This is a genomic window from Paraburkholderia sp. BL23I1N1 (assembly GCF_003610295.1).
Lineage (GTDB): Bacteria > Pseudomonadota > Gammaproteobacteria > Burkholderiales > Burkholderiaceae > Paraburkholderia.
This window is the reverse complement of sequence record NZ_RAPV01000002.1, coordinates 955,644-981,882: the sequence shown is the minus strand read 5'-3', so window position 1 is coordinate 981,882 and position 26,239 is coordinate 955,644. Positions and strand designations below refer to the sequence as shown.

Sequence of the window (26,239 nt, the reverse complement as noted above, 5' to 3'; positions counted from 1 at the left end):
GATGACGATGTCTCTGAAGAAAGCGATGATTTTCGCCGCCGGGCGCGGCGAGCGCATGCGTCCGTTGACCGACACGTGCCCGAAGCCTTTGCTCGAAGTGGGCGGCAAGCCGTTGATCGTGTGGCAGATCGAACGCCTCGCGCGCGCCGGCTTGCAAACCATTGTGATCAACCATGCGTGGCTCGGCGAGCGGATCGAAGCCGCGCTCGGCGACGGTTCGCGCTGGGGCGTGCAACTGCGCTACTCGGCCGAGCATGAAGCGCTGGAGACGGCGGGTGGAATCGTGCAGGCACTGCCGTTGCTCGAAGACAAGGGCGAGAGCGAAGTATTCGTCGCGGTCAGTGGCGACGTCTACGCGGATTTCGATTACGCGGCGCTGACCACGCGCGCCGAAGCACTGGCAGCGCTAACCATGCCCGGCATGCATCTGGTGATGGTGCCGAACCCGGCGTTTCATCCGAACGGCGACTTCGGGTTGGTCGATGGAACGCTGTCGCTCGATGCGCAACCGCGCTTCACATTCGGCAACATCGGTCTCTACGACACGCGCATGTTCCGCGATCTGCCGCGCGGCACGCGGCGCGCGCTCACGCCTTACTATCGCGAGACGATTGCGCGTGGTCTCGCGAGCGGCGAGTTGTACGAAGGCTTGTGGGAAAACGTCGGCACACCGGCGCAATTACAGGCGTTGGATCAGCGTTTGAGCGAACGCTGATCGCAGATCACACTACCTTGAACGGCGCCTGCGGGATAGCGTGCCACTCGACGTGCAACGGCCAAGGCTGAGCGGCCAACGCCGATCGCCCAGCGGCGCACACTCGATATGCCCAGTGCAGCGCCTCATCCAACGGGGAGATGCGGCGCATCCCGCCGCCGCTTGCTCAGCGCCCGCTATCCACCGTTTCCGCCGACTCCGACGCCTCCGCGGCACGTTGCTGCTGCAACGCCCACATCTGCGCGAACAATCCGTTCGCCTGCAGCAACTCAGCATGCGTCCCGCGCTCGACGATGCGCCCCTTGTCCATCACGATGATCTGCTGTGCGTGCACCACCGTCGAAAGCCGGTGCGCGATGATCAGCGTCGTGCGCTCGCGGGCGATCTGATCGAGCTCATGCTGGATCGCGCGCTCCGAACGGGAATCGAGTGCCGAAGTCGCTTCGTCGAACAGCAGGATCGGCGGATTCTTGAGGATGGTCCGCGCAATCGCAACGCGTTGTTTTTCACCGCCGGACAACTTCAGGCCACGCTCGCCGACCGGTGTCTCGTACCCCTTCGGCAGCCCTTCGATGAAGTCGTGAATATGCGCTGCACGCGCCGCCGCGATGACTTCCTCGCGCGTCGCCGACGGGCGGCCGTAAGCGATGTTGTAGTAGATCGAATCGTTGAACAGCACGGTATCCTGCGGCACGATGCCGATCGAGGCACGCAACGAATCCTGCGTGACGTCGCGAATATCCTGACCGTCGATGGTGATCGCACCGCCCGTTGCGCGATCCAGATCGTAGAAGCGGAATATCAACCGCGCGAGCGTCGATTTGCCCGACCCGCTATGGCCGACCACTGCCGTAGTGCTGCCCGCCGGAATCGTGAAGCTCACGTCGTGCAGAATCTGCCGCGCCGGCTCATACGAAAAGTTCACACTCTCGAAGCGCACCTGCGCACCGCTCACCCGCAGCGCGGGCGCGTCCGGCATATCGGGTACTTCCTGGGCCGCGCCGAGCAGTGTGAACATGCGGTCCATATCAGTGAGGCTTTGCTTCAATTCGCGATACACGACGCCGAGAAAATTCAGCGGTATATAGAGCTGCAACATGAACGTGTTGATCAGCACCAGATCGCCGAGCGTGAGGCGCCCGGCCATCACGCCTTCGGTTGCGCGCCACAGAATGAACACGAGACCCGTGCCGATGATCGCCTGCTGCCCGAAGTTCAGCGCCGACAGCGAACGCTGCGATTTGATCGCGGCCGTGCGATAGCGCTTGAGATTTTCGTCGTAACGGTGCGCTTCCCACTCTTCGTTGCCGAAGTACTTCACGGTCTCGTAGTTGAGCAGCGAATCGATCGCGCGCGAATTCGCCTTTGAATCGAGATCGTTCATCGTACGGCGAAAATGCGTGCGCCATTCGGTGACTTTCACGGTGAACGTGATGTACACGGCGAGCGCAATGAACGTGACGATCGCGTAGTACGCCTCATATTTGACGACAAAGAATCCCAGCACGAGCCCGACTTCAACCAGCGTCGGCAGGATGCTGTACAGCGAATACGAAATCAGTTGCGTGATGCCGCGCGTGCCGCGTTCGATATCGCGCGACATGCCGCCCGTCTGCCGCTCAAGATGGAAGCGCAATGACAGCGCGTGCAAATGGCGGAACACTTTCAGCGCGAGTTGGCGTACCGCGCTTTCGGTCACCTTCGAAAACAGGATCTCGCGCAGCTCGGTAAACAGCGAGGTGGACAGCCGCACCACGGCATAGGCGACCACCAGCAAACCGATGCCGCCCAGCAGCACGATGCCAGGCGAATCGTGCGCGCGGCCGAGCGCGGTGAGATGCTGCACCGAAGCGAGGCTGTCGACGATCCGTTTCATCACGATCGGTACGCCGAGATTGGCGACCTTCGCGCCGATCAGGCAGCTCAGCGCAAAGCCGACGCGCCATTTATAGGTGGCAAGGTAGGGCAGCAGCGACAGGATCGTTTGCCAGTCATTGCGCGGCTGGGTGGAGATCGGGGAAGGTTCGGACGAGGGCGTGCGGCGCATGGGATCGGCTGGGGAGAGTGTGGAAGCGACGGAGTTCGCAGCGGCGCGCCGACCGGCAGCGTGCAATCCCCGCACTCTGCTGCATGTCGCGCGACCTGGCTGGGCGCTTTCCCGTACAATTCCTGATCTTTCTATTGTCGCAGAAGCTGGCTGGCGCCGCTTTTCATCGGCTGTCCGGCCGCCGGTTGCATGTCGGCCGACCGACTGTGTCGTGCCACCGTGTGGTGCAGTTGTCGTGAAATCCCCCGCCTGCTGGTCGGACCGACCGAGCCATTACGAATTTCAAGGGTGCCCCGATGACCAATCTCCTTCAACTTCCGCAAAAGCATTGCGCACTGCGCGTCGTGCCGCAACCGTCGGACGCGAATGTCCACGGCGACGTGTTCGGCGGCTGGATCATGGCGCAAGTGGATATCGCCGGTTCGATTCCGGCAAGCCGCCGTGCCAATGGGCGGGTGGCGACCATTGCGGTCAATTCGTTCGTCTTCAAGCAGCCCGTGTTCGTCGGCGATCTGCTGAGTTTTTACGCGGATATCGTCAAGACCGGCAACACGTCGGTCACGGTGGCGGTCGAGGTTTACGCGCAACGCATGAGCCTGACCGAAGACGTCGTGAAGGTCACCGAGGCGACCCTGACCTACGTCGCAACCGATAGCGACCGCCGCCCGCGCGCGCTGCCGGTACTGGACTGAGCAGCAGCGGACCTTGAATGAAAACGAGGCGCCTGAGCGCCTCGTTGAGCTTCATACCTTGTGCTTGCCGGGTTGCATTGTCCAGGTTGCATTGTCCAGATCGAATCTGCCTGGCTCCCCAGCGCAAACCTAACCAGTCCGGCACCCTCCAGCCGTAGCCGTTACTGACTCGCCGCAGCGCCTATCCCTGCCTTCTTCTGCGCGTTCTGGAGGTCCGTCGGATAGTTCGGATCGTTACGCGACGGGTTATACCCGTTGCTCTCCAGTTGCTTCAGCTCGGCGTTCTTTTTCGCGCGCGCTTCCTTGCGGGCGGCCTTGCGTTGCGCCTTGGCGGCTGCCTTGGATGCGGCCGACGGCTTGGCGGCCATGGCGGCATTGGCTTCATCGCCCGCCGGCGCACTTGCGCCGCTTTGCGCGAACGCCGCTGCAACAGAAGCCACGCTCAGTACAACCGATGCCAGCAGCACAGCCCATTTTTTTGTCGGTGAAGTCGTCATTTTTCTCTCCAGTCGTATTGGCAGATATTCGACGGCGAAACGCCCATAACAGAGTGCAAGCAGCGAAAGGCGGGCGCAACGCCACGTGAATCGATGCTTCGTGGTTCCCGGTGAAGTCTGAGATGGGAATCCCGAATATATACGACTGCCACCCGCCCGGATACCGGTAATCCCCCCCGCCAGGCGGCCTGCGCGCGCCAATCGGCCCAGCATCTCAAACGCCGCTGCGCAAGTACACCTCGACCTGCGCGTCGATCCACTGTGCGAAATGCGCCTGTTTCGCGTTCAGGATCTCGCGTTGCTGCCACACCAGCCAGTACGGATAGCGATACGGCACGCGGATGTCGGTGATCTGCACCAGGTCGCCCCGCGCCAGCGCATGCGCGACCAGGCTGCGCCGCTCGAGCGCGACGCCCTGCCCGAGCAACACGGCGCCAATCACGATGTTCGAATCGTTCGCCGACAACACCCAGGCTTCAGCGGCCGGCTCGGCCACTTGCGCCGCCCGGCACCATTCGCTCCACGGCGCATCGGGGCTCGAGATCAGCGGACACGCGAGCACATCCTCGGCCGTGCGCGGAAAACGACCGTGCGGCCCGAGCGCGAAATGCGGTGCCGCAACCACGAGCATGTCGTCGTCGAACAGTTTTTGCTGCGCGACATCGGGCCAATACCCCTGCCCCATGCGAATACCGATGTCGCTTATGCTCTGACGAAAGTCGTCGATCTGCAGATTGGTCACGAGGCGCACGCGATAGTACGGATGCGCCTCGCGGAAGCTCGCGAGGCGCGGCACGAGCCAGTGCTGCGCGAACGACGGCAAGGTCGCGATCACCAGCTCGCTTTCGAGTGGGCGCGCCTGCACACGGCGGGTCGCCTGACTGATGTCGTGCAGCGCCGCGCGTATATCGAGGGCGTAGAACCGGCCTTCGTCGGTGAGCCGCAAGCCACGCGCTTCGCGCAGGAACAATGCGACGCCCATCGACTCTTCCAGCACCTTGATCTGCTGACTGACCGCCGAATGGGTGACATGCAACTCCCGCGCTGCCGGCGTGACACCGCCGAGCCGGGCGACGGCCTCGAAGCAGCGCAGAGCGGTCAGCGGCGGAATGGGCTTCATGTAAGAAATTCTGACGCAAACCGTCGATTAATGTTGCTTTTTTTGCCACGGCAAGCCGGTTAGTCTATTGTTTCAATGCTCTACAAGCACCACCCGGCAAGCAAGCCGCCGCCCACTCGCCCGCTCGGGCCAGCCATATAGATCTTCTAACGGGAATGAGATGAAAACTGATTGGAATGCTGGATTCGCCCTACGTGCGCCGCGTCGCTATCTGCCTGAAGTTGCTGAAACTCGACTTCGAGCACCAGTCGATTTCCGTGTTCCGCATGTATGACGCGTTCGCGAAGATCAACCCGGTTGTGAAAGCGCCGACCCTGATCCTCGACAACGGCCAGAGCGTGATGGACTCGACGGTGATCTTGCAGTACGCCGCCACGCTAGCGCCAGATCAGCGGATCTTCCCGTCACAACCGCAACACTGCATGCGCGCCGCGCGCCTCACGGGCCTCGCGCTGGCCGCTTGCGAAAAGAGCGTGCAGATCGTGTACGAACGCAATCTGCGTCCGGCGGAGAAACAGCATGAGCCGTGGGTCGATCGCGTGACCGAGCAATTGCACGCCGCTTACCGCGAACTCGAAGAGGAACTCGCGGCGGCGGCGCTGCCGGTCGAACCGAACCACTTCGGTGCGGTGGACGTAGCGGTGGCCGTCGCGTGGAATTTCACGCAGATGTTCCTGTCGGAGATCGTCACCAAGGCAGCGCATCCCCACCTGCAGGCGTTTTCGGAAGCGGCCGAACAGTTGCCGGTTTTCCTCAGCACACCAGCGAAGTAAGCAGCCCGCGGGCGAAGCGGTCGCACGGGGTGGCGCGGGGTGGCGCGCTTAAACCGCCTCCACGGTGCGCCCCACCCCGCCTTGCAGCAGCGCGGAGATCGCGTCCGTCGACAACGGCTTGGCAAAGTAGTAGCCCTGCATTTCGTCGCAAGCGCGTTCTTTCAGGAAGTCGAGTTGCGCCAACGTCTCCACGCCCTCGGCGATCACCTGCAATTTCAGCGAATGCGCGAGCGCGATGATCGCCGAGGTGATCGTTTCGTCGTCGCCCGACACGCCGATATCCGACACGAACGAGCGGTCGATCTTCAACCGGTCCACCGGGAAGCGCTTCAGATAGCTGAGACTCGAATAGCCGGTGCCGAAGTCGTCGATGGCAAGGCCGATGCCGAGCGCGTGCAGTTCGTTGAGCATCGACACCGCCTCCTCGGCATTGCGCATGATGGTGCTTTCGGTGAGTTCGAGTTCGAGGTACTGCGGCTCGAGCCCCGTCTCGGCAAGCACCTGCATGACGAGCTTCGCGATATCGCGCTGCTGAAAAACCCGCGCCGACAGATTGACCGAGACTCGCGCCGGCGGCAAGCCTTCGTCCTGCCACGCCTTGTTCTGGCGACACGCCTCACGTAGCACCCATTCCGACAGCGGGCCGATCAAGCCGCTCTCCTCGGCAACCGGAATGAACAACGACGGCAGCACCAATCCGACTTCCGGATCCCGCCAGCGCACCAGCGCCTCGGTGCCGACGATCTGCCCGCTCCCGATATCGACCTGCGGCTGGTAGTGCAGCAGGAATTCGTTGTCACGCAACGCGCGGCGCAAACGCCGTTCGAGATTCAGGCGCGCACCCGCGCTCGCGTTCATCTCCGGCTGGTAGAACTGGAACGTATTGCGGCCCATGTCCTTCGCGCGATACATCGCGAGGTCGGCCTTTTTCACCAGCGTTTCCGCGTCTTCGCCGTCCTGCGGGAAGAGGCTCGCGCCCATGCTGCAGCCGACATACAGCTCGGTGCCGTCGAGCCACACCGGCTCGGAAATCGACGCGCGCACTCGCTCCATCCACGCGATCAGCGACTGCTCGTCGACGGTATCGGTCATCACGATCACGAACTCGTCGCCGCCGTGCCGCGCGACCGTGTCGCTGGTTCGCGTGCAGCGTGCGAGCCGCTCCGCCACCACGCCCAGCAAGCGGTCGCCGACGCTATGGCCGAGGCTGTCGTTGACGTTCTTGAAGCCATCCAGATCGATGAACACCACCGCGACGCCCTTGTGATGCCGCTGCGCGACAATCAACGCGTGCTGCAGGCGATCGCGCAGCAGGTTGCGATTCGGCAGCCGCGTGAGACTGTCATAGTTGGCCTGGTATTCGAGCTGCTCCTGATAGCGAATCAGATCCGTCACATCATTGATCACGCCAATGTGATGCGTGATCACACCCTCTGCGTTCGGCACCGGTGCGATGAACAGCTGATTCCAGAACAGCGCGCCGTCCTTGCGATAGTTGCGCACCACGGCGCTCACCTCGCGGTTCGCGGCCAGCGCCTGGCGGATCAGCGCGACGCCTTCCTGCTCGCGATCGTCGCGTTGCAGCACCCGGCAATCGTGACCGATCACTTCGGCGGGATCGTAACCGGTGATGCGCATGAACGCGGGGTTCACGTATTCGATCAGATTGCCTGACGGCGACGGCGCGGTAATCAGAATCGCGTTGACGCTGGCATCGAGCGCGCGGCTTTGCAAACGCAAGGCCAGATCGGCGCGCTTGCGCTCGGTAATGTCCGTGTAGGACCCGAGGACGCCGATCACGCGGCCGTCGCTGTCGGTAAACGGCAGCTTGCTCGTGACCGTGGTGCGATGCACGCCGTCGATCACCAGGTCGACCTCGAAATTCATCTTCGGCACGCCGGTGGTCACCACCTCTTTATCGTGCTCGTTCAGCAGGCCGGCGAAGGCGCGCCAGGGCATATCGCTGTCGCTCTTGCCGACCACCTGCTCAGGGTAGGAGAGCCCCGCATCGCGCGCGAACGCCATATTGCAGCCAAGATAGCGCGATGCCTGATCCTTCCAGAAAATCCGCTGCGGAATGTTGTCGATCACCGTCTCGAGCATCTGGTTCGAACGCTGCGCTTCGGCTTCGGCGTTGATCTGTTCGGTGACGTCGTCGGCCAGCACGAAGAAGGCGGCGCGGCCCATGAAGTTGAGCGCGTGATACGAAATGTCGGCGCTGATCATCGACCCGTCCTTGCGCCGGTGATGCCAGACACCCGCCATCGTGCGGCCCTGATGCGGGATGTCGCTGCGCTGCAGATGCGATTCGAGGCGCGAGATTTCGCCATTTGGCCGGATCGCGCGAATCGTCATGCCGAGAAATTCGCTTTCCGAGTAACCGTATTGCTGGATCGCGGCCGCATTGACCGCGAGAAAGCGCAGCGTCTCGCGCTCGAAGATGTACATCGGCACCGGATGATCGTCGAACAGGCCGCGAAAACGCTCGTCGTGGCGGCTGAGCGCGCGGACGGTCCGCAGTTTCTCGCGCGCACGGCTTTCGCGGGCGCCGAACGTGAAGATCAGAAGTGCGCTGCCGGCAAGCATCGTCACGATCAGCAGAAACATGGCGCGCTGGGTTTCGTTCGCGGAGGCCGCAAGCGACGCCTGCAACACCTCATTCTCCTGCTTGCGCAACACCGTCAGACCGGCTTCCACCCGGCCGAGGCCCAGCCCGAGATGCGTGTAGGTCGATGCCGCCCACGCGCGCGATTCGTTCGGCGTCGCGCGGGCGCTCTTCAACAGCGCATCGTCGATATCGTGTTGCAGCGCGTGACTGTCCGTACTCAGTTTGGCGAGCGTGTCGAGCAGGACCGGTTCGTCCGCGAGTTCTTTGCGCAACTCGCGCTCCAGACCGGTCAGCGAGGTCGCCATGGCAGCGGCCTCGTTGACCGGTGCGGCCTCACCCGAGGCTTCGAAACGGCCGAGCGCGGCTAGCCCGCTATCCAGCGCCGTATGGTAGGCGTCGAGATGCTGACGCACGCTCGTCGAGCGCAACATGCGCGCGTCAGCGTCGCGCTGGCCGCAAATCTGCGTATAAGCGACGAACGCGTTCGCGCCGACCGCAGCGGCGACGACTGCCAGATTGATCAGCAGCCGCTTCGATAAAAAAGGAGTCATGGGTTCCGAACGTCAATCGTTCTGAGGGCGGGAGCACGGGGTCGCGTTCGGTGCGTCGGGTCGCATCGATTCGAGTCTTTTTACGCGCCAACCCATGGATAACGGCAGGGTTCGGAACAGATTAAGGGTGTGAGGTGAAAAAATTCGTGCCTGGCCGGTCGCACCTGGCCGGTCGCACCTGGCCGGCCGCGCCTAGCCGGCCGCTCCAAATTCCTTCATCGCGGGGATGAAGTCGTGGTTGCCTTCCGGCTTGCGCGACAATTTGGCGAGCACGTAGCGCTTGAACGGCCCAAGTTCGGCCCATTGGGCGACGCCCGGCGTGGGCAAGCCGGCGAGTCCCGCCTGGTGTGCAACATCTTCCGGTACGGCATCGGTGCGGCGCCAGGCAGGTGCTTCCTCAGGCGTAAACCAGTCCGGCTCGACATTCGCATGCGTGCGCAGCATCTCGAACAGCGCGTGGTCGAAATTCGGCTCGATTTCCGCGTCTTCCTCGACCGGAAATCGCGCCAGCAGCTTGCGGTCTTCGAGCGGCAGCAACTGCCACTGCGCGAGCGTGATGCGCAGCCCGAAGCGGTCGAGATTGAAGCGCACCGACATCGGGATGTAGGTGAAATTCTCCGACGACGCGACTTCGAAGTTGAACAGCAGCGGTGCTTCGTTGAGTGCCATGACAGTCATCCTCTTTGGTGGCGGGCAACGCTCAAGCCCAGCTTGAGGTATTTTAGAACCTTATTTGCGCGATAGCAGCGTGGTCTGGCACCGCTTCGCGTTGCCGGACAAGGCTGCAAGCCGCTCAAACGCGCGCCGCATGAAAGGAGTGAAGTAGCTTGAACGAACTGGAAACCGCCGGGCAGCCGGGCGCCGTGGAGCGCCAGGTGCACCGGCATCGCGGCGCGGCGGTCGAAACCGTCACCGATCACGTCGGTCAGGAGTGGCCGGTGGCGCTCGTCTTCAACGGCATCTCGCACGCGGTGATGATGTGCACGCCGCGCGATCTGGAAGCGTTCGCGGTCGGTTTTGCGATTTCGGAAGGGATCGTGGAACGCGGCAGTGACATTCAGGACATCGAGGTCGAGCTGCACGACGATGACGAATTGCCGCATGCCGAAGTGCAATTGAAAGTGGTGCAGCAAGCGTTCGTCGCGCTGAAGGAAAAGCGCCGCGCGCTCGCCGGGCGCACCGGCTGCGGCGTATGCGGGATCGAAAGCATCGATCTGCTGGATCTCAAACCGGAACGTGTGCCCGACACCGGCTTTCTGCAACGGCTCGCGCCGGATGCGATCGCGCGTGCCGCGCGCGAGTTGCCGGAACACCAGGCCCTGACGCGCCTGACCGGCGGCCTGCACGCCGCCGCATGGTGCGACGCGGCAGGCGCGATTCGCTACGCGTTCGAAGACGTCGGCCGTCACAACGCGCTCGACAAGCTGATCGGCCAGCTGGTGCTCGACCGAGCGGATACCAAAGAGGGGTTCGTGTTTTTGTCGAGCCGCGCCAGCTACGAGCTGGTGCGCAAAGCGGCGCGTGTCGACGTGCCGATGGTCGCGACGATTTCGGCGCCGTCGTCGCTGGCGATTGCGATTGCCCGCAAAGCGGGGGTGCGCCTTGTCAGCTTTTGCCGGGAAACCAGCTACGTCGACTACGACACCTTGCAGCCGGCGCAACCTTGAGCGCTTCGGGCGCCTGAAATATTTTCAGGCGCCTGAGCCTTACAGCAGCCAGAGCCAGATCAATCGAACTGCCGGAAGTCCGGCTTGCGCTTCTCGAAGAACGCCTTGAACGCCTCGCGCGCTTCCGGCGCGAGCAGCATCTTGCCGAAGTGAACTGCCTCTTCGGCCATCTGCGTCTGCACTGCCTGTTGGCTCGCTCGCTTCATCAGGCTCTTCGTCACCCGCAGCGACGACGCCGGCAGCGCCGCCAGCTTCGCCGCTTGCGCGGCGGCGAACGCATCGACTTCAGCCGCGGGCAGCACGCGGTTCACGAAGCCCATGCGTTGCGCTTCGGCGGCGTCGAAAGCTTCGCCGAGCAGCAGCTTTTCCGCTGCGGCCTGATAACCGCCCACGCGCTGCAACAGCAAACTCGACGCGGCTTCCGGACACAACCCAAGTTGCGTGAACGGCAGCGAAAAGCTCGCTGTATTCGCGGCATAAACCAGATCGCAGTGCAAGAGAAGCGTCGTGCCGATGCCGACCGCCGGCCCCGCCACCGACGCCACTACCGGCTTTTCCGCCGAACTGATGGCACGCAGGAACTGGAATACCGGCGCGTTTTCGCCGTCCGGCGGCGTCTTCATGAAGTCTTCGAGATCGTTGCCGGCACTGAAGATACCGGCGCTGCCACGAATCAGAATCGCCCGAATCGATGCATCGCCATGCGCTTCGACGAGTGCGTCGGCCATCGTCTGATACATCGCGGCCGTAATCGCGTTTTTCCTGTCGGGCCGGTTGAAGGCAATCGTCAGCACGCCGTCGGCGCGCTCGACCAGAATATCCATTGTCATCTTCTCGTACTCCTGGTTGCTGCTGAATGAAAAAACGGTTCGCAAGCCAAGCGGCCTGCGAACCGTTTCGGCGGTCCCTGGGTGGTCACTACGAGGATCACTGCGGGGACCCCGGCAAACACGATTACAGACGTTCGATGATGCCCGCCGCACCCATGCCGGTGCCGACGCACATGGTCACCATGCCGTACTTGAAGTTGCGACGGCGCAGGCCGTGCACAACCGTCGACGCACGGATCGCGCCGGTCGCGCCCAGCGGGTGGCCGAGTGCGATCGCGCCGCCCAGCGGGTTGATCTTCGACGGATCGAGACCGAGGTCCTGAATCACCGCCAGCGATTGCGCGGCGAACGCTTCATTCAGTTCGATCCAGTCCATGTCCTCGATCTTCAGGCCGGCAGCCTTCAGTGCGGCCGGAATCGCTTCCTTCGGACCGATACCCATGATTTCCGGCGGCACGCCGCGCACGGCGAAGCTGACGAAACGGGCGAGCGGCGTCAGGTTGAATTCCTTCAGCATCTTTTCCGACACGACGATCAACGCGCCCGCGCCGTCCGACGTCTGCGAGCTGTTGCCCGCCGTCACCGAACCCTTGTTGGCGAACACGGTGCGCAGCTTGGCCAGGCCTTCCATCGACGTGTCGCCACGCGGACCTTCGTCGAGCGAAACTTCACGCGTCTTGATGCGCACTTCGCCGGTGGCGAGGTCGGGGAAAACGCTCGGTGATCGTGTACGCGGCGATTTCGTCGTTGAATTCGCCAGCTTGCTGCGCGGCGATGGCGCGACGGTGCGATTCGACCGAGAACGCGTCTTGCGCTTCGCGGCTGATCTTCCAGCGCTCGGCGACCTTCTCGGCCGTCAGGCCCATGCCGTAGGCGATGCCGATGTCTTCGTTGCGATCGAAGATGTGCGGCGACATCGACGGCTTGTTGCCCATCATCGGCACCATGCTCATGGATTCGCAGCCGCCCGCGATCATCACATCGGATTCACCTACGCGGATACGGTCAGCGGCCATCGCCAGCGCCGTCAAACCTGACGCGCAGAAGCGGTTCACCGTGACACCGCCGACCGAGTTCGGCAGTCCCGCCAGCAGCGCGCCCATCCGCGCGACGTTGAGGCCTTGCTCTGCTTCCGGAATCGCGCAGCCGATGATGGCGTCTTCGATCACCTTGGTATCGAGGCCGGGCACTTGCGCCACGGCCGACCTGATCGCGTGCACCAGCAGTTCGTCCGGGCGCGTGTTCTTGAACATCCCGCGCGGCGCCTTGCCGATCGGCGTACGGCTCGCGGCGACGATGTATGCGTCTTGCAATTGCTTTGTCATTTGAGGCTCCTGTCTCGCGTCGCCGCTTAATTACGCACCGGCTTGCCGGTTTGCAGCATGCCCATGATCCGTTCCTGCGTCTTTTGCGTGCCGAGCAGATCGACGAACGCCTGACGCTCGAGTTTGAGCAGCCATTCTTCGTCGACGAGGCTGCCGGCTTCCACGTCACCGCCGCACACCGCTTCCGCGATACGGCTGGCGATCAGGAAATCGTGCTCGCTGATGAAACGGCCGTCGCGCATGTTGACGAGCGATGCCTTGATGGTCGCAATCGCCGAGCGGCCTGCCACCGACACTTGCGTGACACGCAGCGGCGGACGGTAACCCGCGGCGAACAGCGCGCGCGCTTCCTTCTTCGCGATGTCGAGCAGTTCGAATACGTTGAAGACGATCGTGTCGGACGGCTTCAGGTAGCCCATTGCGCGGGCGTCGAGTGCTGAGGCCGAGACCTTCGCCATTGCCGCGTTTTCGAACGACTTCTGCACGAACTTCAGCAGGTCGTTGGTCGCACCGGCCGCGGTCGCGGCTTCCGCCGCGCGCAGTGCCGCTTCCTTCAGACCGCCGCCCGCGGGCACGAGACCCACGCCGACTTCCACCAGACCGATATAGCTTTCGATGTGCGCGACACGCTTCGCGCTATGCAGCGCCAGCTCGCAACCGCCGCCGAGCGCGATGCCCGACACAGCCGAGATGACCGGCACGCTCGCATACTTCACGCGCAGCATGCCTTGCTGGAATTTCTTCACGAACGGCTCGATGCCCTTCGCGCCGCCCATCATGAACGCAGGCATGGCTTCTTCGAGGTTTGCACCTGCGGAGAACGGGCCGCCCGGCGTGCCGAGTTTCAGCGACGTCGGCTGCCACACGACCAGCCCCTTGTATTCCTTCTCGGCCAGTTCGATAGCCTGCGTCAGACCGTCGATCACCGACGGTCCGATCGTGTTCATCTTGCTCTTGAACGACACGATCAGGACGTCGTTCTCGCCTGCACGGTCGTCGACCCATGCACGCACGGCGTCGGTTTCAAACAGAGTCTTGCCGTAGGTCTTCGGGTCAGCCGAGGTTTCGCCGACCAGCGGTGCACGGAACACCTGCTTGTCATAGACGGAGAGAGAAGAACGCGGCACGAACGTCTTCGAAGCCGGCGACCACGAACCTTCGTTCGTATGCACGCCGCCCTTTTCAGCAACCGGACCTTCCAGCACCCACGACGGCAACGGCACGTTCGACAGCGCCTTGCCGGCCGCGATGTCTTCCTGCACCCATTCGGCGACCTGCTTCCAGCCTGCCGTCTGCCAGCCTTCGAACGGACCTTCGTTCCAGCCGAAGCCCCAGCGAATGGCCAGATCGACGTCGCGCGCGTTGTCAGCGATCGATTCCAGATGCACGCCGATGTAGTGATACACGTCGCGGAAAATCGCCCACAGGAATTGCGCCTGCGGATGCTCCGATTCGCGCAGGAGCTTCAGCCGTTCTGCCGGCGGGCGCTTCAGAATACGGCCGACCAGTTCGTCCGCCTTCGCGCCGCCATCGACGTACCCGCCCGTGTTCGGGTCGAGCACCTTGATGGCTTTGCCTTCCTTCTTGTAGAAGCCGCCGCCGGTCTTCTGACCGAGTGCGCCCTTCTTCACGAGTTCGGCGAGCACGGCCGGCGTTTCGTAGACCGGGAAGAACGGGTCGTCCTTCAGCGTGTCCTGCATCGTCTTGATGACGTGCGCCATGGTGTCGAGACCGACCACGTCCGCTGTACGGAACGTTGCCGACTTCGCGCGGCCCAGACGCGAACCCGTCAGGTCGTCCACTTCGTCAAAACGCAGGCCGAACTTCCCGGCTTCGGTGATGACGGCGAGGATCGAGAAAATACCGACGCGGTTGGCGATGAAGTTCGGCGTATCTTTTGCCCGCACGACACCCTTGCCGACCACGCTCGTGAGGAACGATTCGAGTTGATCGAGAATTTCCGGGTGCGTCGTCGCGGTCGGAATCAATTCGACCAGGTGCATGTAACGCGGCGGATTGAAGAAGTGGACGCCGCAGAAGCGCGCCTTCAGCTCATCCGAGAAACCGTTCGACAGCTCGGTGATCGACAGACCCGACGTGTTGGTCGCGAAGATCGCATTCGGCGCGATGTGCGCCGACACCTTCTTGTACAGGTCGTGCTTCCAGTCCATGCGTTCGGCGATCGCTTCGATCACGAGGTCGCACTCGGCGAGCTTCTCGATGTCGTCGTCGTAGTTCGCGGGCTGGATGTATTGCGCGTCGTCCTTCACGCCGAACGGCGCGGGCGACAGCTTCTTCAGATTCTCGATCGCCTTCAGCGCGATCGCGTTCTTCGGGCCTTCCTTCGCGGGAAGGTCGAACAGCAGCACGGGCACCTTGGCGTTGATCAGGTGCGCTGCGATCTGCGCGCCCATCACGCCGGCGCCGAGCACGGCTACCTTGCGAATGATCAGATTGCTCACGTCGTTCCTCCGGGGAGTTGTGCGGTGTCGCGAATGTGTCTCTTACGTTTCGCGATGTGTGGCTTGTGGCGGTGGAAGGCGCCGCGCCTCTCAAGGGCGTGGCGCTTGCCGTCAGGAATGTGCCTTAGAACAGCGACTCTTCAACATCCATCATCGACTTCGAACCGGCGCGCGCCTGACGAATCGTCATCGCGGTTTCCGGCAGCAGCTTCGCGAAGTAGAAGCGTGCGGTCGCGAGCTTCGCCTTGTAGAACGGATCGCCCGATGCTTCGTTGTCCAGCGCGATACGTGCCATGCGTGCCCAGAAGTACGAGAACACCAGGTGGCCGACGGTGCGCAGATACGGCACGGCGGCGGCGCCGACTTCGTCCGGGTTCTGCATCGCCTTCATGCCGATTTCCATCGTCAGCTTCTGCACCTTGTCGCCGATGTCGGCGAGCGGGTTGACGAACTCCTGCATTTCCGGCTTCACGCCTTCGGCTTCGACGAAATCCGACACCAGCTTGCCGAACTTCTTCATCTTCGCGCCCATGTCGCCGAGGATCTTGCGGCCGAGCAGGTCGAGCGCCTGAATCGCGTTGGTCCCTTCGTAGATCATGTTGATACGCGCGTCGCGCACGTATTGCTCCATGCCCCACTCGGTAATGAAACCGTGGCCGCCGTAGATCTGCATGGCATGGTTGGTGCTTTCGAACGCGTTGTCCGAGAGGAACGCTTTCAGGATCGGCGTGAGCAGCGCGACGAGGTCGGCAGCTTCCTTGCGCACCGATTCGTCGGCGTGCGACAGTTCCCTGTCGATGTGCAGCGCGGACCAGTACGAGAATGCGCGAGCGCCTTCGGCATAGGCCTTCTGCGTGAGCAGCATACGGCGCACGTCCGGGTGGACGATGATCGGGTCAGCCGCTTTTTCCGGTGCTTTCGGGCCAGTGAGCGAACGCATTTGCAGACGCTCTTTCGCGTACGTGAGCGAGTTCTGGAAACCGATTTCGGTCAGGCCCAGGCTCTGCATGCCAACGCCCAGACGCGCGGCGTTCATCATCACGAACATCGCGTTCAAGCCCTTGTTCGGCTCACCGACCAGCCAGCCCTTCGCGTTGTCCAGATTGATCACCGCGGTCGCATTGCCGTGAATGCCCATCTTGTGTTCGATGGAACCGCACTTCACGCCGTTGCGCTCGCCCGGCTCGCCGGCTTCGTTCGGGATGAACTTCGGCACGATGAACAGCGAAATGCCCTTGGTGCCGTTCGGTGCGTCCGGCAGACGCGCCAGCACCAGGTGAACGATGTTCTCCGCGAGATCGTGTTCGCCGCTGGAGATGAAAATCTTCGTGCCGCTGATCGCGTACGAGCCGTCGCTGTTCGGTTCGGCCCTGGTGCGCAGGATGCCGAGGTCGGTGCCGCAATGCGGCTCGGTCAGACACATCGTGCCGGTCCAGACGCCCGCGACCAGCTTCGGCAGATAACGTTGTTGCAACTCCGGCGTGCCGTGTGCGTGCAGACATTCGTACGCACCGTGCGACAGGCCCGGGTACATCGTCCACGCCTGGTTCGCCGAGTTCAGCATTTCATACAGCGCGTTGTTGACGAACGCGGGCAGGCCCTGGCCGCCGTATTCCGGATCGCAGCCGAGTGCCGGCCAACCGGCTTCAACATATTGCTTGTAGGCTTCCTTGAAGCCCTTCGGCGTGGTCACGACGCCGTCGCCGACGTACGTGCAACCTTCCTGGTCGCCGCTGTGATTGAGCGGGAACAGCACTTCAGAGCAGAACTTGCCGGCCTCTTCGAGCACGGCGTTGATCGTGTCCGCATCGAGATCCGCGTGCTTCGGCATCTGCTTGATCTCGGCTTCGACGTTAAGCAGCTCGTGCAAGACGAATTGCATGTCGCGCAGCGGCGCGGCGTACTGTCCCATGACTCTCTCCAAAGTTTGACAAGGAGCCAGGCTATTAGCTCGGTCCGTGGAAACGGACGTTCAGCGCCGCTGAATCTGCTTAAGTTCGACGGCTTTGCTAACGGCTTTCGCTCTGATACGAAACAATCAATTTTTCCAGCGCGGCCCACGTAAGACGGACAGCATCCGGCAAGTGCAGGAAGCGCGCGTCGTGATGCAGGCCGAGCGTGAAGCTGTACAGTTCGAACAGCATCAGCTGCGGATCGGTATCGGCGCGCAAATGCCCTTCTTCCATTGCCTGCGAAATTGCACGCGTGAGCGCCGCACGCCAGATCGTGACGCTCGACACCAGCTGCTCGCGCACCGGGTTGTCTCCGCGGTCGTCATACTCGACCGCGCCGCTGATGTAGATGCACCCAGTAGTGACTTCCTGAATGCGCTTCTCAATCCAGCGGGAGAGCATCGCGCGCAAGCGCGGCAATCCACGAGGCTCGCGCAAGCTCGGGAAAAACACCTCGTCTTCGAAACGACGGTGATATTCGCGCACGACTTCAACCTGCAAGTCCTCGCGCGACCCGAAATGCGCGAACACACCGCTTTTGCTCATTTGCATGCGCTCGGCCAGCAGCCCAATCGTCAGACCTTCCAGTCCGTCGCGGCTTGCCAGATCAAGTGCTGCTTCGAGAATCGCGACTCGTGTTTGTTCGCCTTTTCGCATAGCTTTTTTACCGTTCTAATGTGACCGAAAGAAAATCGAACGGCCGTACTATTATTGTGCGCTGCCGTCCGCGAAACAAGGACTTTATTAGAAACCGGTTTCTAACCTGGGTCCAATTCTGCGGCATCCGTCAATCAGCGGAAGGAGATTTTTTAGAGGCGTTTGCCTTCTCTTGTTTCCGTCCATTGACACCGCGCCCTCGCGCCTATGTGAGAGAGGAGGATCTGCTAGTCATAGCCGCCCACCGTCAACAGCTTCATGGCCGCCCGGTAAGCGGTGTAGGCCAGCCAGTTGAGCAGCCGTTCGCCGGCCGGACGGGCCTCGTAGCGCGCCTCGTCGATCCGGCGCGAATCCTTGAACGCGGCGAGGATCGCTTCGCGCAGCGCGCCGATTGACGGGTCGTTCACCAGCACCACGTTGGCTTCGTTGTTGAGCATCAGGCTCAATGCGTCGAGGTTCGACGAGCCGACAGTTCCCCAGTTCGAATCCACCACCGCGACCTTGCCGTGCAGCATGGTTTTCTCGTACTCGGCGATCTGCACGCCGGCTTTGAGCAGCGAACGATACAGGAACGGCACGGCGTAATCGAGCGCCCGGAACTCCTTGCGCCCGATGATCAACTTCACGTCGACGCCGCGCTGGGCCGCGAACATCAGCGCACGCCGCAGCTTGCGGCCCGGCATGAAGTACGGGTTTGCCAGCAGGACTTCGCTGCGCGCCTGACCGATCGCGGTCAGATACGCCTTTTCGATGGCGCGGCGGTTGATCAGGTTGTCGCGCGCGACGAACGCCACGCAGGGTTGTCCGCCGGCCCAAAGCGCCTCGTTGCGATTGCGGCGGCGCCGGCGCAGCGTGCCGAGCGATGCATACGACTTCGGTTCGAGATCGGGCGCTATGGACTCCAGCGGCCGATGGCCAAGTCGAATCCGCCGCCATTGCACCTCGAACGCCTGGCGGATATCGGCGACCACCGGTCCGTGCAATTCCACCGCGAAATCCCAGCGCCGGAACGGCAGCCTCTCGCCGTTGTTCTCGTAATCGTCGACGATATTGATGCCGCCGCAGTAGCCGAATTGATCGTCCACCACCGCGATCTTGCGGTGCGTACGCGAAAAGCCGAAGCGGCCGAACAGATGCGGGTTGTAGATGCGATGGTCGATGCCGGCGAGCGTCCATTCGTTGAACATCTCGAGGCGCTCGGTGCCGATGCCGTCGGTAATCACGCGCACCTTCACGCCGCGCGAGACCGCGCGCAACAAGGCCGCGCTGACGGCCTTGCCCGCGCTGTCGTTACAGAAAATATAGGTTTCGAGAACCACGTCGCTCTGCGCCGCGTCGATGCGTTCGATCAGCGCAGAGAAATACTCGTCGCCGGAACGCAGCAGCTTGACGTCGTTGCCGCTGGTGAAGCGGTAGCGCTGCCAGTAGCGGCGGCCGAGCAGCGATTGCCGGAGTCGCGCGAAACGGCGCGCGCCGCCGACGCTCACCGGGCACGCTCCCTGGGCTGGCCATTCAGGCTCCCGGCAAGCCGCTTCGGCAATTGCAGGATCGCGTCGGCATTCGACGACGAAAAGCAGCGAGAGGCCGCCTCTTCAAAGGGCAGCCACAGAAACGCGGTATGTTCGCGCGGCGCGAGCGTCACCTCGAGCTGCTCAGGCACTTCCAGGCTGAACCAATGCTCGGTGTTGTGGATCACGCCCTCGGCATAGCGATGCCGGAACTGCGGGTAGATTTCATACTCGATCGCGTACTGCCAGTCGAACAGCGCGCTGTGCGGCACGAGCGTACTGCCGACCACGATGCCGGTTTCCTCGGCCACTTCGCGGGCCGCCGTCTCGACGAAGGGTTCGTCGAACTGGTCTTTCGAACCGGTCACCGATTGCCAGAAATCCGCGTGATCGGCGCGCCGGATCAACAGCACGTCGAGCGCGGGTGTATGGATGACGACGAGTACGGATTGCGGGATCTTCGGCGGTTTCGGCATGGCGTAAAAACTGGGCGCAACGCTTGCGCGGTACATGTCGGCGAGTGGTCCTGGAATCGGTCGAGACCGGTTGCTTCGACTGTAACGCAAAAAACGAAAAAGGCGCATCACGCGCCTTTTTCGATTGCTTTTTCGTCACGCTTTTTCGTCACTTCCTACTGTCGTTTTCAGACAGCTTCAGTTTGATCCGGCTTAGACCTTCGGTTCCGGCGTACGCAGACGGATGTGCAACTCGCGCAACTGGCGCTCGTCCACTTCGCTCGGCGCCTGCGTGAGCAGACACTGCGCGCGTTGCGTCTTCGGGAACGCGATCACGTCACGGATCGAATCGGCGCCGGCCATCATCGTGATGATGCGGTCCAGACCGAATGCGATACCGCCGTGCGGCGGCGCGCCGTATTGCAGCGCGTCGAGCAGGAAGCCGAACTTGGCTTGCGCTTCTTCCGCGTTGATCTTCAGTGCACGGAACACCTTGCTCTGCACTTCTTCACGGTGAATACGCACCGAACCGCCACCGATTTCCCAGCCGTTCAGCACCATGTCGTAGGCCTTGGCGAGGCAGCGCGCCGGATCCGTTTCCAGATACTCGAGGTGCTCGTCTTTCGGGCTTGTGAACGGGTGATGCGCGGCGACGTAGCGGTTGTCTTCCTCGTCGTACTCGAACATCGGGAAGTCGACCACCCACAGCGGCTTCCAGCCGGATTCAACCAGACCGTTGGCCTTGCCGAATTCCGAATGGCCGATCTTCAGGCGCAGCGCGCCCAGGCTGTCGTTCACCACCTTCGCGCGATCCGCCGCGAAGAAAATGATGTCGCCGTCTTGCGCGCCGGTGCGCTCGATGATCGCCTTAACCGCTTCATCGTGCAGGTTCTTGACGATCGGGCTTTGCAGACCGTCACGGCCCTTCGCCACTTCGTTGACCTTGATCCACGCCAGGCCCTTCGCGCCGTAGATGCGCACGAATTCCGTGTAGCTGTCGATGTCGCCACGCGAGAGCTCGCCGCCCTTCGGCACGCGGATCGCCGCGACGCGGCCATCTTTCGTGTTGGCCGGCGTGCTGAACACCTTGAAGTCGACGTCCTTGACGGCGTCGGTCAGGTCCGTAAATTCGAGCTTGACGCGCAGGTCCGGCTTGTCCGAACCGAAGCGGCGCATGGCTTCCGAATACTCCATGACCGGGAATTTCTCGGCTAGCGTTACACCGATCGTTTCCTTGAACACGTGACGGATCATCGCTTCGAACAGATCGCGGATTTCCTGTTCCGACAGGAACGAGGTTTCACAGTCGATCTGCGTGAATTCCGGCTGACGGTCGGCGCGCAGGTCTTCGTCGCGGAAGCACTTGACGATCTGGTAGTAGCGATCGAAGTTAGCGACCATCAGCAACTGCTTGAACAGTTGCGGCGACTGCGGCAGCGCGAAGAACTGACCCGGGTTGGTACGCGACGGCACGAGGTAGTCGCGCGCGCCTTCCGGCGTGCTCTTGGTGAGCATCGGCGTTTCAATGTCGATGAAACCGAGTGAGTCGAGGTACTTGCGCACTTCGATCGCGACGCGGTAACGCAAGCGCAGGTTGTGCTGCATCTGCGGACGGCGCAGGTCGAGCACGCGGTGCGTGAGACGCGTGGTTTCCGACAGGTTGTCGTCGTCCAGCTGGAACGGCGGCGTGATCGACGGGTTCAGCACGATCAGCTCGTGGCACAGCACTTCGATCTTGCCGCTCTTCAGCGTGGCGTTCGTGGTGCCTTCCGGGCGAGCGCGAACCACACCCTTGATCTGCAGGCAGAACTCGTTCCGGACGCCTTCGGCCGTCTTGAACATCTCGGCGCGATCCGGATCGCAGACGACCTGAACGAGGCCTTCGCGGTCGCGCAGGTCGATGAAGATAACGCCGCCATGGTCGCGGCGGCGGCTTACCCAGCCACACAGCGAGACGGATTGGCCCAGCAGTTCTTCGGTCACCAGACCGCAGTATTCAGATCTCATCGACATGATGTTTGTCTTTCGTTTTGCATTAGTTGAACGGCGCGCCGCGATCAAACACGGCTTGAAACTCTATGCACCGGCATTACAGCGGAGGCTCGACTGTCGTGCGGCGCACCGGCGCCGGCGGCGCGGACGGCGCCACGACGCCCATCGAGACGATGTATTTGAGCGCAGCGTCGACCGTCATATCGAGTTCGATCACTTCGCTCCTCGGCACCATCAGGAAGAAGCCGGACGTGGGGTTCGGCGTAGTCGGCACATACACGCTGACGTGATCTTCTTTCAGGTGGTTGAGCACGTCGCCGCCTGGAATGCCGGTCAGAAACGCAATCGTATAGGAACCGCGGCGCGGGTACTCGATCAGGAGCGCCTTGCGAAACGCGTTGCCGCTGCTCGACAGCAAGGTGTCCGATACCTGCTTCACGCTGGTGTAGATCGGGCCGACCACCGGAATGTGAGCGACCACGACTTCCCACCACTTCACGAGCTTCTGCCCGATGAAGTTTTGCGTCAGCAGCCCGACGACAAAGATGAACGCGAGCGTCAGCACGGCGCCGAGGCCCGGCAAACGGAAGCCGAACACGCGCTCCGGCTGCCATGAAGTAGGCAGCAGCAACAGCGTCTGGTCCATCGTGCCGATGATCAGGCCGAGCACCCACAGTGTGATGGCCAGAGGCACCAGCACCAGCAGGCCAGTCAGGAACACCGATTTGAGCGTCGTTTTTTTCGTCGTCATGTGTACCGCCAGAAAGCCGCGCGAGCCGATATCCGGCGCGCGACGTGTGCGCCGCCCCTTAGGGCGGCAGTCCTACTAGGCGCTGCCGGAACCGCTCGAACTCGCCGATGCGGCGGGTGCGGGAGCAGGCGCGGCAGGCGTTGCGGCTGCGCCCGATGAAGCGGCGGCGGCCGTACCGTTGGCCGAAGCCGTGTCGGATTTCGCCGCGCCGTCATTCCCGGCCGCGGCGTTTTCGCCCGAATTCGCATTCGAGCTGCCATTCGCGTCGGGCTTGGCCGGCGCGCTCGCGCCACTGTTACCGCCGCGGAAATCGGTCACATACCAGCCGGAGCCCTTCAACTGGAAACCGGCTGCAGTGACCTGCTTGCGAAAGGTGTCTTTCCCGCACTCGGGACACTGCGTCAACTGGGGGTCGCTCATCTTCTGAAGCACGTCCTTCCCGAAGCCGCATGACTCGCAACGATAAGCGTAGATCGGCATGAACTTTTCCCTACTGAAATCTTGTAAACGCTTGCAAAGCCTTGAATTATAGCCGCAAACGACACCCCTCCCCCGGATTTTGGGGGCGAGCGCCAGACGCAGCCGCCGTCCACGTAAATGGGGGCGACGGCTATCGAATCAAGTGCGGCCCGCGCCCCAGTCTTACGCGGCGGTGGCGCGCTCGACCACGACGCCACGACGGCGCCAGGTCATCCAGCGTTCACGGCCGGCAAAGACGGCAATCGAGTCGCTCACGGCTTCGTCTTCGATCAGATCGAAGTTCGGTGCAAGCAACCCGTCGAGTTCGGTGCGCTCGATGCCGAACGGCGGCCCTTTCTGCGTTGCGCCGATGAAAAAGAAACCCGCCAGCAACGCACCGTCAGGCAACAACTCGGCCATCCGCCGCGCGTAGTCCGCGCGCCGCGCCGGCGGCAACGCGCACAGGAACGCGCGTTCGTAGACCCATGCGGGCGTGAACGGCGGCTCATACGCGAAGAAGTCAGCCTGCTCCACCAGTTGCGCATGCTGCGCACCCAACTGTTCGCGTGCCGAGGCAACGGCGGCGGGCGAAAAATCGATCGCCCGGACGGGATTGCCTTGCTGCGCCAGCCATAGCGCTTCGTAGGCACTGCCGCAACCCGGAACCAGTACCGCAGCATCGCGATGCCGCTCGGCAAATGACTGGAACGCCGCCGGCACACCCGCCTGATCCCACGGCATGAAATGGCGCTCGAAGCGTTCGTCCCAGAACTCAGGCGAATTGGGATCGCGGTTATCGAAATCGGGCGCGGAAGGTTGGGTCGGGTCGCTCATGAAATGCCTCGCAGGGATCGGGAACGGGCGGGAATGGGGTTAGCCGCCGTACGCGAACGCCAGAAACGCCCGCGCGAGCACCGCGCCGACGCCCACCGCCACGCCGAACAGCAACAGCCCTTGCAGCAACCGGTTGGTGCGCTTCTGCTCGAGCAGAATCTGGCGAATCATGTCGTCATTCGCGCCGCGCGTGTTGTCGTGCCGTGCCGCCAACACGTGATGAATCAGGCGCGGCAACTGCGGGAGCGTCTTGCTCCACTGCGGCGCTTCAATCTTCAGCCGCTCGTACCAGCCGCGCAGACCGATCTGCTCGTTCATCCAGCGCTCGAGATAGGGCTTGGCCGTCTTCCACAAGTCCAGTTCAGGATCGAGCGAGCGTCCGAGCCCTTCCACATTCAGCATGGTTTTTTGCAGCAGCACCAGTTGCGGCTGGATTTCCACATTGAAGCGGCGCGAGGTCGAGAACAGGCGCATCAACACCTGGCCGAGCGAAATATCCTTCAACGCGCGGTCGAAATAGGGCTCGCAAACCGCGCGGATCGCGCTTTCCAGTTCTTCGACCCGAGTGGTGGGCGGCACCCAGCCGGACTCCAGATGCAGCGTGGCGACACGGTGGTAGTCACGCTTGAAGAAAGCGAGGAAGTTCTGCGCGAGGTAGTTCTTATCGAAGTCCGACAGCGCGCCGATGATGCCGAAGTCGAGCGCGATATAGCGGCCAAAGTGTGCCGGATCGAGGCTCACCTGGATGTTGCCCGGGTGCATGTCGGCGTGGAAAAAACCATCGCGAAACACCTGGGTGAAGAAAATCTCGACGCCTTCGCGCGCCAGTTTCGGAATATCGACGCCGGCCGCACGCAGCGTCTCCACTTGGCTGATCGGCACCCCGACCATGCGCTCCATGACCAGCACCGTAGGCGTGCAGAACTCCCAGTACATTTCCGGAACCAGCAGCAGATCGAGCCCGGCGAAGTTGCGGCGCAACTGGCTGCCGTTGGCCGCTTCGCGCATCAGATCGAGTTCGTCGTGCAGATACTTGTCGAATTCGGCGACCACCTCGCGCGGCTTGAGGCGCTTGCCGTCGGCCCACAGGCGCTCGGCCCATACGGCGATGTCGCGCAACAAGGCCAGATCGGAGTCGATCACCGGCAGCATGTTCGGCCGCAGCACCTTCACGGCGACCGCCTTGCCCGCGTGCTGCCCTGCTTTCACCGTCGCAAAGTGAACTTGCGCGATCGACGCGCTCGCCACCGGCACCCGCTCGAAATCGTCGAACAGTTCGTCGACCGGCGCCCCGAGGGACTTCTCGACCAGTCCGATCGCCACCGCCGAATCGAACGGCGGGACCTGATCCTGCAGCTTGGCCAGTTCATTGGCGATATCGACCGGCAGCAGATCGCGCCGCGTGGACAGCACCTGGCCGAACTTGACGAAGATCGGCCCGAGGCTTTCGAGCGCGAGCCGCAAGCGCACGCCCGGCGGCGCGTCGAACTTTCGGCCGACGGTGGTGATACGCAGCAACAGACGCACACGCCGGTCGTTGACGCGGCTGAGCATCATCTCATCGAGACCGAATCGAATGACAGTGAAGAAAATCTTGAGGAAACGCAGAAAACGCATGGTTGTGCCCAGTGACTAGCGCGTGCCGCGCGACGTGGCGGCGCCGCCCGGCGCATGGGCGCCGTGGGCTTCGACCTTCTGTTCAAGACGTTCGATGCGCTTTTCCACGCGCGCCAAAGCGTCGCGGGCGCGGGCCAGTTCGACGTTGAAGTCCTCGAGCGCGGCGCGCCGCACCAGCTGCGGATTCTCGTCGAGAAGATATTCGGCGGCTGTGTCGAGCAGATTGCGCCCGGTACGCCGCGCATGTTCGCCGACCGTACGCACGACCGACGCAACCCGCCACGCCGGACCGTCGCCGATCAGTTTCGCCAGATCCTCTTCCGGTTCCCAGCGCAGATGCTCGGCGAGCTTGGCGATCACCGTCGCAAACTCGGCGTCGCCCTCGATCTTCACGTGCTTCATCACGGCAGCCTGGCCGCCTTGCACGAAGGCCGGCAGCGCATCGGACGGCACCGAGATGGTCACGTCGAATTGTTGCGCGTCGGTTTCGTCGACCGCACCCAGGTAGCCGTCCGGTTGCACCAGCAGCATCAGCACGACCGGCGGACAGGACAGCCTGGCGGTTTTGCCCGCGTACGGGGCGAGGCGCTCTCGAGCCCACGATTCGCGGGCGAGCAGGTGATTGACGGCAGCAGCGAAGGGCTTGGCGGCGAGGGTCATTGAAAGTGGCAAGAAAAAACCCGCGCGGGCAAGTGCCCGCGCGGGTTCCTATTGTAACGTCCGTTCG

At 62.7% G+C, this 26,239-nt stretch carries 21 protein-coding genes and 1 pseudogene; 4 read left to right on the top strand and 18 right to left on the bottom strand.

Going from position 1 to position 26,239, the window contains the following annotated elements; genetic code table 11:
- Position 1 precedes the first annotated feature (1 nt).
- Positions 2-715, top strand: a complete 714-nt coding sequence (gene murU, locus B0G76_RS37080) for an N-acetylmuramate alpha-1-phosphate uridylyltransferase MurU (protein ID WP_120297669.1) — start codon at positions 2-4, stop codon at positions 713-715.
- Between the two features lie 166 nt (positions 716-881).
- Here the strand turns inward: murU and B0G76_RS37075 are convergent, their stop codons facing one another.
- A complete protein-coding gene (locus B0G76_RS37075) occupies positions 882-2,762 on the bottom strand; it encodes an ABC transporter ATP-binding protein/permease (protein ID WP_120297668.1) in 1,881 nt (626 codons plus the stop codon).
- Between the two features lie 296 nt (positions 2,763-3,058).
- On the opposite strand from B0G76_RS37075, the gene B0G76_RS37070 reads away from it, so the two are divergent.
- Positions 3,059-3,454: an acyl-CoA thioesterase gene (locus B0G76_RS37070; RefSeq protein ID WP_120297667.1), complete on the top strand. Its 396-nt coding sequence runs from the start codon at positions 3,059-3,061 to the stop codon at positions 3,452-3,454.
- 161 nt (positions 3,455-3,615) lie between these two features.
- Here B0G76_RS37070 and B0G76_RS37065 read toward each other — a convergent pair whose 3' ends face one another.
- Both B0G76_RS37065 and B0G76_RS37060 read right to left on the bottom strand, forming a co-directional pair.
- Complete coding sequence (locus B0G76_RS37065; RefSeq protein ID WP_120297666.1) at positions 3,616-3,951, bottom strand: DUF4148 domain-containing protein; 336 nt, start codon at positions 3,949-3,951, stop codon at positions 3,616-3,618.
- Between the two features lie 214 nt (positions 3,952-4,165).
- Positions 4,166-5,071 carry a LysR substrate-binding domain-containing protein gene (locus B0G76_RS37060; RefSeq protein ID WP_120297665.1) on the bottom strand — a complete coding sequence of 302 codons (906 nt, stop codon included), beginning with the start codon at positions 5,069-5,071 and terminating at the stop codon, positions 4,166-4,168.
- A gap of 176 nt (positions 5,072-5,247) precedes the next feature.
- On the opposite strand from B0G76_RS37060, the gene B0G76_RS37055 reads away from it, so the two are divergent.
- Positions 5,248-5,844, top strand: coding sequence for a glutathione S-transferase (locus tag B0G76_RS37055; protein ID WP_120297664.1), 597 nt, complete (start codon positions 5,248-5,250; stop codon positions 5,842-5,844).
- Positions 5,845-5,892: 48 nt separating this feature from the next.
- Here B0G76_RS37055 and B0G76_RS37050 read toward each other — a convergent pair whose 3' ends face one another.
- Both B0G76_RS37050 and B0G76_RS37045 read right to left on the bottom strand, forming a co-directional pair.
- Positions 5,893-9,003 (bottom strand): EAL domain-containing protein, encoded by a 3,111-nt coding sequence (locus B0G76_RS37050; RefSeq protein ID WP_120297663.1) that lies wholly within the window; start codon positions 9,001-9,003, stop codon positions 5,893-5,895.
- A gap of 192 nt (positions 9,004-9,195) precedes the next feature.
- Positions 9,196-9,672 (bottom strand): nitrate reductase associated protein, encoded by a 477-nt coding sequence (locus tag B0G76_RS37045; protein WP_120297662.1) that lies wholly within the window; start codon positions 9,670-9,672, stop codon positions 9,196-9,198.
- A gap of 158 nt (positions 9,673-9,830) precedes the next feature.
- Here B0G76_RS37045 and fdhD point away from each other — a divergent pair, with 158 nt between their 5' ends.
- On the top strand, positions 9,831-10,670 hold the full coding sequence (fdhD, locus tag B0G76_RS37040; RefSeq protein ID WP_120297661.1) for a formate dehydrogenase accessory sulfurtransferase FdhD: 840 nt from the start codon (positions 9,831-9,833) through the stop codon (positions 10,668-10,670).
- 59 nt (positions 10,671-10,729) lie between these two features.
- Here the strand turns inward: fdhD and B0G76_RS37035 are convergent, their stop codons facing one another.
- From B0G76_RS37035 to B0G76_RS36975, 13 genes and pseudogenes are all read right to left on the bottom strand, one after another.
- Positions 10,730-11,500 (bottom strand): enoyl-CoA hydratase, encoded by a 771-nt coding sequence (locus B0G76_RS37035; protein WP_120297660.1) that lies wholly within the window; start codon positions 11,498-11,500, stop codon positions 10,730-10,732.
- A gap of 124 nt (positions 11,501-11,624) precedes the next feature.
- A pseudogene (locus tag B0G76_RS37030) lies at positions 11,625-12,825 on the bottom strand (acetyl-CoA C-acyltransferase).
- Between the two features lie 26 nt (positions 12,826-12,851).
- Entirely contained in the window at positions 12,852-15,287 is a 2,436-nt protein-coding gene (locus B0G76_RS37025) for a 3-hydroxyacyl-CoA dehydrogenase/enoyl-CoA hydratase family protein (RefSeq protein ID WP_120297659.1), read from the bottom strand.
- Positions 15,288-15,411: 124 nt separating this feature from the next.
- Positions 15,412-17,199 (bottom strand): acyl-CoA dehydrogenase C-terminal domain-containing protein, encoded by a 1,788-nt coding sequence (locus B0G76_RS37020; RefSeq protein WP_120297658.1) that lies wholly within the window; start codon positions 17,197-17,199, stop codon positions 15,412-15,414.
- Positions 17,200-17,296: 97 nt separating this feature from the next.
- Positions 17,297-17,896 carry a TetR/AcrR family transcriptional regulator gene (locus tag B0G76_RS37015; RefSeq protein WP_120297657.1) on the bottom strand — a complete coding sequence of 200 codons (600 nt, stop codon included), beginning with the start codon at positions 17,894-17,896 and terminating at the stop codon, positions 17,297-17,299.
- 227 nt (positions 17,897-18,123) lie between these two features.
- Entirely contained in the window at positions 18,124-19,383 is a 1,260-nt protein-coding gene (clsB, locus tag B0G76_RS37010) for a cardiolipin synthase ClsB (RefSeq protein ID WP_120297656.1), read from the bottom strand.
- Entirely contained in the window at positions 19,380-19,880 is a 501-nt protein-coding gene (nudB, locus tag B0G76_RS37005; protein WP_120298075.1) for a dihydroneopterin triphosphate diphosphatase, read from the bottom strand. Before nudB ends, clsB begins: the two co-directional genes overlap by 4 nt.
- 192 nt (positions 19,881-20,072) lie before the next feature.
- Positions 20,073-21,872, bottom strand: coding sequence for an aspartate--tRNA ligase (gene aspS, locus B0G76_RS37000; protein WP_120297655.1), 1,800 nt, complete (start codon positions 21,870-21,872; stop codon positions 20,073-20,075).
- A gap of 76 nt (positions 21,873-21,948) precedes the next feature.
- A complete protein-coding gene (locus tag B0G76_RS36995; protein ID WP_120297654.1) occupies positions 21,949-22,602 on the bottom strand; it encodes a DUF502 domain-containing protein in 654 nt (217 codons plus the stop codon).
- A 75-nt stretch (positions 22,603-22,677) separates the two neighbouring features.
- A complete protein-coding gene (locus B0G76_RS36990) occupies positions 22,678-23,082 on the bottom strand; it encodes an FmdB family zinc ribbon protein (RefSeq protein ID WP_120297653.1) in 405 nt (134 codons plus the stop codon).
- Between the two features lie 162 nt (positions 23,083-23,244).
- Positions 23,245-23,895: a methyltransferase domain-containing protein gene (locus B0G76_RS36985; protein WP_120297652.1), complete on the bottom strand. Its 651-nt coding sequence runs from the start codon at positions 23,893-23,895 to the stop codon at positions 23,245-23,247.
- 39 nt (positions 23,896-23,934) lie between these two features.
- Positions 23,935-25,512: a ubiquinone biosynthesis regulatory protein kinase UbiB gene (gene ubiB / locus B0G76_RS36980; protein WP_120297651.1), complete on the bottom strand. Its 1,578-nt coding sequence runs from the start codon at positions 25,510-25,512 to the stop codon at positions 23,935-23,937.
- A gap of 15 nt (positions 25,513-25,527) precedes the next feature.
- Entirely contained in the window at positions 25,528-26,172 is a 645-nt protein-coding gene (locus B0G76_RS36975; RefSeq protein WP_120297650.1) for an SCP2 domain-containing protein, read from the bottom strand.
- Positions 26,173-26,239 lie beyond the last annotated feature (67 nt).